Origin of the sequence: Burkholderia sp. (genome assembly GCF_018375725.1) — a bacterium.
Taxonomy (GTDB): domain Bacteria; phylum Pseudomonadota; class Gammaproteobacteria; order Burkholderiales; family Burkholderiaceae; genus Burkholderia.
The window spans coordinates 1-7,164 of record NZ_JAHACR010000227.1; the positions used below are offsets into that span (position 1 = coordinate 1).

A 7,164-nucleotide genomic window follows, 5' to 3' on the forward strand; every position below is an offset into this window, starting at 1 on the left:
CCCGGGCCTCGCCGGTGCGCTGCTGGTCGGCGCCAGCATCGCGAACGCGCTCGCCCTGGCGTGGAACAAGCCGACCGTCGGCATCCATCATCTCGAAGGCCACCTGCTGTCGCCGCTGCTCGTCGACGAACCGCCGCCATTCCCGTTCGTGGCGCTGCTCGTGTCGGGCGGCCATACGCAGCTGATGCGGGTGACCGACGTCGGCGTCTACGAGACGCTCGGCGAGACGCTCGACGACGCGGCCGTCGAAGCCTTCGACAAGACCGCCAAGCTGATCGGCCTCGGCTATCCCGGCGGCCCGGAAGTCTCGAAGCTTGCGGAAACCGGCACGCCGGGCGCGGTGGTGCTGCCTCGCCCGATGCTGCATTCCGGCGATCTCGACTTCAGCTTCAGCGGCCTGAAAACCGCCGTGCTGACGCAGATGAAGAAATTCGAGGCGGCCGGGCTGTCCGGCGACGCGCTCGCACGCGCGAAGGCCGATCTCGCACACGGCTTCGTCGATGCAGCCGTCGACGTGCTCGTCGCGAAATCGCTCGCCGCACTCAAGAAGACGAGACTCAAGCGTCTCGTCGTCGCAGGCGGCGTCGGCGCAAACCGCCAGTTGCGCGCCGCGCTATCGGCGGCAGCCGCGAAGCGCGGCTTCGACGTGCATTACCCGGATCTCGCGCTCTGCACCGACAATGGCGCAATGATCGCGCTCGCGGGCGCGCTGCGCCTCGCACGCTGGCCGGAACAGGCATGCGCCGATTACGCGTTCACCGTGAAGCCGCGCTGGGATCTGGCTTCGCTCGCACGCTGATCGCGCCGCACTACGCACGCCGCCCGAAAAAAAGGCCGCCCGATTCGGGCGGCCATTTTTCCAGCTGAACGAAACGATCGCGTTACACGGCGCGGCGCTTGTCGCGCTCGATCAGCGCATATGCGCTGTGATTGTGGATCGATTCGAAGTTTTCCGCTTCCAGCACGTAGGCCGCAATGCGCTCGTCCTGATCGAGCCGGCGCGCAACGTCGCGCACCAGATCCTCGACGAACTTCGGATTCTCGTACGCACGCTCGGTGACGAACTTCTCGTCCGGGCGCTTCAACAGCCCCCACAGCTCGCACGACGCCTCCTCCTCGGCAATCCGGATCAATGCGTCGACCGGCAGCTCGGCGGCGAGTTCGGCGTCGATCGTCACGTGCGAACGCTGGTTATGGGCGCCGTACTGCGAAATTTTCTTCGAGCACGGGCAAAGGCTCGTAACCGGCACCATCACCTTCATGAACAGACGCGTCGCACCGCCGCGGGATTCGCCGGCCAGCGTCACTTCGTAGTCCAGCAGGCTCTGCACGCCCGACACCGGCGCCGTCTTGTTCACGAAATACGGGAACGTCACCTCGATGCGGCCGGCCTCGGCCTCGAGCCTTTCCAGCATCGACGCGAGCATCGCACGGAACTGCTCGATCGTCAGCGGCGCGCGATGCTCTTCGAGCAGCGCGACAAAACGCGACATGTGCGTGCCCTTTTGCTCCGCCGGCAGATGGACATCGAGGTTCCAGACACCAACGGTCGGCTGCACGTCACCGCTCTCCGTGCGCACCGTCAACGGATGCCGGACCGCCTTCACGCCCACGCGCTGAATCGGAATCTGACGGGTATCCACCGTGCTCTGCACGTCGGGCATCACGAAGGCGGGATTCATCTGGTTCATCTTGTTCAATCCTTATAAGCCGCGCGCTTACGATTCGCGCGCGCCACCGCGAACGGCAGCCGGAAAAACAACATGGGCCCGCAGGCCCATGTTTTCCGCATCAATAGAAAGACCGGAGTGCACCACCCGCGCCGCATCGACGCCGCACGTGGCGGCGCCGGCTTACGCGACGCGCTTGGCCTGGCCGGCGGTGTCGACCGCCGGACTCAGAAAGCGTTCACGAATCGATTTCGCGATGCCCGCGGCGTCGAGGCCGCACAGCGACAGCAGCTTCGCGGGATCGCCATGATCGACGAACTGGTCAGGGAGGCCCAATTGTAGTACGGGCCGGATAACCCCACTCGCCGCCAGGGCTTCCATGCATGCGGAACCCGCACCGCCCATCACGCAGCCTTCCTCGACCGTCACGATCGCGTCGTGCGTTTCGGCCAGTTCGCGCACGAGCTCGGCGTCGACCGGCTTGACGAAGCGCATGTTCGCGACCGTCGCGTCGAGCTCTTCCGCAGCAGCCAGCGACGGCGCAACCATCGTGCCGAACGCAAGGATCGCAATCCGCTTGCCTTCCGGCTGCGACGTACGGCGACGCACCTCGCCCTTGCCGATCGGGATCTCGGTGAATGCCTTCACCGTCGGCACGCCGGTGCCCGCGCCACGCGCATAACGCACCGCGGTCGGGTTCGGCTGCTGCAGTGCCGTGTGGAGCATCTGACGGCATTCGTCTTCGTCGGATGCGGCCATGATCGTCATGTTCGGAATGCAGCGCATGAACGCGAGATCGTACGCGCCCGCGTGCGTCGCGCCGTCCGCGCCGACGATACCCGCACGGTCGATCGCAAACACGACCGGCAAGTTCTGGAGCGCGACGTCGTGGATCAGCTGATCGTATGCGCGCTGCAGGAACGTCGAGTAGATCGCGACGACCGGCTTCATGCCTTCGGCCGCCAGGCCGCCCGCGAACGTCACCGCGTGCTGCTCGGCGATGCCGACGTCGTAGTAGCGATCCGGGAAGCGCTTCTCGAATTCGACCATGCCCGAACCTTCGCGCATTGCGGGCGTGATGCCGACGACGCGCGAATCACGCTCCGCCGCATCGCACAGCCACTCGCCGAACACTTGCGTGTAGGTCTTCTTCGCCGGGGTCGCCGACGGCTTGATGCCTTCTGCCGGATTGAACTTGCCCGGGCCGTGGTAAAGCACCGGATCGGCCTCGGCCAGCTTGTAGCCCTGCCCCTTCTTCGTCACGACGTGCAGGAATTGCGGGCCGCGCAGTTCCTTGATGTTTTGCAGCGTCGGGATCAGCGAATCGAGATCGTGACCGTCGATCGGGCCGATGTAGTTGAAGCCGAATTCCTCGAACAGCGTCGCCGGGACGACCATGCCCTTCGCGTGCTCCTCGAGCTTGCGCGCGAGTTCGAGCACCGGCGGTGCGACGCTCAGCACGCGCTCGACACCCGCACGCGCTGCCGCATAGAAGCGGCCCGACATCAGGCGCGCGAGGTGGCGGTTCAGCGCGCCGACCGGCGGCGAAATCGACATGTCGTTGTCGTTGAGGATCACGAGCAGTTTCGCGTCCTCGCACACGCCCGCGTTGTTCATCGCTTCGAACGCCATGCCGGCCGTCATTGCGCCGTCACCGATCACGGCGATCGAGTAGCGGTCGTCGCCCTCGAGCTTGCTGCCGATCGCCATGCCGAGCGCGGCCGAGATCGACGTGCTCGAGTGCGCGGTGCCGAACGTGTCGTACTCCGATTCAGAACGGCGCGGGAAGCCCGAGATGCCATCGAACTGGCGCAGCGTGTGCATCTGGTCGCGGCGACCCGTCAGGATCTTGTGCGGATAGGTCTGGTGCCCCACGTCCCAGACGATGCGATCGTTCGGCGTATTGAACACATAGTGCAACGCGATCGTCAGCTCGACCGTGCCGAGGTTGGACGACAAATGGCCGCCCGTCTTCGACACGCTGTCGAGCACGAACGCGCGCAGCTCGTCGGCGAGCGGTTGCAGTTGGCGACGGTCGAGACGGCGCAGATCGGCCGGATCGTCGATAGTTTTCAGCAAGTCGTACATCGTCGTTCCATTGTAGGAAATCAAACGCGCCCGCATTTTCTACGGCACGCACCCGTAGCGTGTGCGCGGCGGCGGGCTTTCGCGTCAGCTGACCCGGTTCACCACCAGGTCGGCAAGTTCGGCGAGACGCTGCGCGCGCGCGCCGAAAGGTTCCAGCGCGGCGTGCGCGTCGGTGCGCAGCTGGGCGGCCAGCTCGCGCGACGCATCGAGGCCGAGGATCGACACGTAGGTCGGCTTGTCGTTCGCCGCGTCCTTGCCGGCCGTCTTGCCGAGCGTCGCGGAGTCGGTCGTCACGTCCAGGATGTCGTCGACGACCTGGAACGCCAGTCCCACCGCAGCCGAGTAGGCATCGAGCGCGGCCATCGCGTCCGCGGACGGCGTCTCGCCTGCCAGCGCACCCATCCGCACGGCGGCGCGCAGCAGCGCGCCCGTCTTCATGCGGTGCATCGTCTCGAGCTGCTCGCGCGTCAGCTTGTGGCCGACGCTCGCCAGATCGATCGCCTGGCCGCCGGCCATGCCGACCGAACCGCTCGCGAGCGCCAATTCGCGCACGAGCGCGGCCTGCTGGGCCGGCGCGAGCGCATCGGCGTCCGTCAGCGCGACGAATGCCTGCGACTGCAGCGCGTCGCCGACCAGCAGAGCGGTTGGCTCGTCGTACTTCACGTGGACGGTCGGCTTGCCGCGGCGCAGCGCGTCGTCGTCCATGCACGGCATGTCATCGTGCACGAGCGAATAGACGTGGATCATCTCCAGCGCCGCCGACGCCGCGTTGCGCGCCGCCTCGGACGCGCCGGTCAGCTCGCCGGCTGCATGGCACAGCAGCGGGCGAACGCGTTTGCCGCCCCCGAGGACCGCGTAGCGCATCGCTTCGTGGAGTTGCGCGGGCACCACAGTGTCAGCCGGCAGATAGTGGCCGAGTGCGTCCTCGACGCGGTCGAGCACGGACCGCATCCATTGTTCGAATGTCATAGATCGTCGTCTTCGCTGTCCGTGGCGGCCGTTCCCCCGGCCGAAAGCGGCTTCAGGGCCGTACCGTCGAGCACACGCACCTGCTGCTCCACTTTCTCGAGCTGCTGTTGGCAAAAAGCAACAAGTATCGCGCCGCGGCGGTACGCTGCAAGCGAATCCTCGAGACTCAACGCGCCGCTTTCCATCCGGGCAACCAGCGTTTCGAGTTCCGCAAGCGCTGTCTCGTAATTGTCCGGCAATGGTTCGGCGCCGCTGCCGTGCGGCGCGGCGCCGGAAGATGCGGTTTTCGCCATGGACGGGTATCAAAATTCAAAGCAAGTCGCACATTCTACGGCAAAAGCGGCCTTTTCAACCTGACGACATGCCGCACCCGGCATGCACTCCGACCCTGCATCAGATGCGCATTGCGCATCCTGGCGTGCCTGCGCCGGGAAATTTTGACACAAATCAGACACTTAAGCTGCCCCTCGCGGAGCGAACTAGGTATAATACCCCGTTTCCCTAAATCGATTTTTCGATGGTTGGGTTGTTCACTGCTTTCACGCTTTCACCGGGAGTGGGAATGTCCAATCTGAGCGACGCGCTTCAGTTGAAGTCGGCACACAGCCAGCTTCCAGTCACGGCTTACTTCGATGAGGCGCTCCTGGCGCGCGAAATCGAAACACTTTTCAAGCAAGGACCTCGCTACGTCGGGCACGAATTGATGGTGCCCGAAGCGGGGAATTATTTTGCGCTGCCATCGGAGAACGAAGGCCGCGTACTGGTTCGCGGGCAAGCGGACCAGATCGAACTGCTGTCAAACGTCTGCCGCCACCGGCAGGCGATCATGCTGAACGGGCGCGGTCACGCGCAGAATATCGTGTGCCCGCTGCATCGCTGGACATACGATCTGGAAGGCCAGCTGCTCGGCGCGCCCCACTTCCCTGACAAGCCCTGCCTGAATCTCGGCAAATCCCCGCTGCAGAACTGGCAAGGGATGCTGTTCGAGGCGGAAGGCCGGAACATCGCGCGGGATCTGGCGAATCTCGGCACGAAGCATCACTTCGATTTCTCCGAGTACCAGTTCGATCACGTCGAAGTCCACGAGTGCAATTACAACTGGAAGACGTTCATCGAGGTCTATCTCGAGGATTACCACGTCGTCCCGTTCCACCCGGGCCTCGGCAGCTTCGTGTCGTGCGACGATCTCAAGTGGGAGTTCGGCGACTGGTACAGCGTGCAGACGGTCGGCGTGCATCATGGACTCTCGAAACCGGGCAGCCCGACATACCAGAAGTGGCACGAGCAGGTCCTCAAGTTCCGCAACGGCGTGCCGCCGGAGTTCGGCGCGATCTGGATGGTCTATTACCCGGGCCTGATGATCGAGTGGTATCCGCACGTGCTCGTCGTGTCGTGGCTGATTCCGCGCGGGCCGCAGAAGACGACCAACATCGTCGAGTTCTATTACCCCGAGGAAATTGCGCTGTTCGAGCGCGAATTCGTCGAGGCCGAGCGTGCCGCATACATGGAAACCGCCATCGAGGACGACGAGATCGCAATGCGCATGGATGCGGGCCGTCGTGCGCTGATGGAGCGCGGCGAATCGCAGGTCGGGCCGTATCAAAGCCCGATGGAAGACGGTATGCAGCACTTCCACGAATTCCTGCGCCGTCAGCTCGGCGACATCTGACGCTCGGCGCCGGTGCGGCTTCGGCACCGCGATGCATGACGAAAAGGCGGGCTTCGGCCCGCCTTTTTTGTTTAGACTTAGAGTATCCGGCCGTTTGCCCAATCGGGAGCCGTCATGACCCATACTCATTACACCACACTCATTTCCGCGGCCAATCTCGCCGAACTTCTCGCCACCGCGCCCGACAGCATCGCGCTGTTCGACTGCCGCTTCGATCTCACGAATACCGGCGCGGGCGAAGCCGCCTATGCGGCCGGGCACATTCCCGGCGCCCAATATCTTCATCTCGATCGCGATCTGTCCGGCCGGAAGACCGGCACCAACGGTCGCCATCCGCTGCCGTCGCGCGATGCGCTCGTCTCGACGCTCGCCGACCGCGGGCTGAAGCAAGGGCAGCAGGTTGTCGTCTACGACGCGCAAGGCGGCGCCTATGCTGCGCGCCTGTGGTGGCTGCTGCGCTGGCTCGGCCACGATTCGGTCGCCGTCCTCGATGGCGGCCTGCAGGCATGGGAAGCCGCCGGCCAGCCATTGACGACCGAAGTGCCGCGCGTCTCGCGCGGCGACTTCCGCGCGCTGCCGCCGCTCGAATCGACGGTCGATGCGCAAGCCGTACTCGCGAACCTCACGACCCGTGCGCGGGTCGTCATCGACGCGCGCGCCCCGGATCGCTACCGCGGTGAAAACGAAACGATCGATCCCGTCGGGGGGCATATTCCCGGCGCACGCAATCGTTTCTTCAAGGACAACCTGACCGCCGACGGCCGCTTC

7 protein-coding genes are annotated in these 7,164 nt (G+C 64.9%); 3 read left to right on the forward strand and 4 right to left on the reverse strand.

Features of this window, described 5'->3' with window-relative positions; genetic code table 11:
- Positions 1–799 (forward strand): tRNA (adenosine(37)-N6)-threonylcarbamoyltransferase complex transferase subunit TsaD (gene tsaD, locus KH616_RS18985; protein ID WP_292249684.1); only part of this gene is annotated, 799 nt, incomplete at its 5' end.
- 82 nt (positions 800–881) lie between these two features.
- Here tsaD and folE2 read toward each other — a convergent pair.
- The 4 genes from folE2 to KH616_RS19005 form a co-directional block, all read right to left on the reverse strand.
- Complete coding sequence (gene folE2, locus KH616_RS18990; RefSeq protein ID WP_292249685.1) at positions 882–1,691, reverse strand: GTP cyclohydrolase FolE2; 810 nt, start codon at positions 1,689–1,691, stop codon at positions 882–884.
- Positions 1,692–1,853: 162 nt separating this feature from the next.
- On the reverse strand, positions 1,854–3,758 hold the full coding sequence (dxs, locus tag KH616_RS18995; RefSeq protein ID WP_292249686.1) for a 1-deoxy-D-xylulose-5-phosphate synthase: 1,905 nt from the start codon (positions 3,756–3,758) through the stop codon (positions 1,854–1,856).
- Between the two features lie 84 nt (positions 3,759–3,842).
- Complete coding sequence (locus KH616_RS19000; RefSeq protein ID WP_292249687.1) at positions 3,843–4,727, reverse strand: polyprenyl synthetase family protein; 885 nt, start codon at positions 4,725–4,727, stop codon at positions 3,843–3,845.
- Positions 4,724–5,020, reverse strand: a complete 297-nt coding sequence (locus KH616_RS19005) for an exodeoxyribonuclease VII small subunit (protein ID WP_292249688.1) — start codon at positions 5,018–5,020, stop codon at positions 4,724–4,726. Before KH616_RS19005 ends, KH616_RS19000 begins: the two co-directional genes overlap by 4 nt.
- 269 nt (positions 5,021–5,289) lie before the next feature.
- Here KH616_RS19005 and KH616_RS19010 point away from each other — a divergent pair, with 269 nt between their 5' ends.
- On the forward strand, positions 5,290–6,396 hold the full coding sequence (locus tag KH616_RS19010; RefSeq protein ID WP_292249689.1) for an aromatic ring-hydroxylating dioxygenase subunit alpha: 1,107 nt from the start codon (positions 5,290–5,292) through the stop codon (positions 6,394–6,396).
- A gap of 114 nt (positions 6,397–6,510) precedes the next feature.
- A partial coding sequence (locus KH616_RS19015) for a rhodanese-like domain-containing protein (protein WP_292249690.1) occupies positions 6,511–7,164 on the forward strand: 654 nt, incomplete at its 3' end.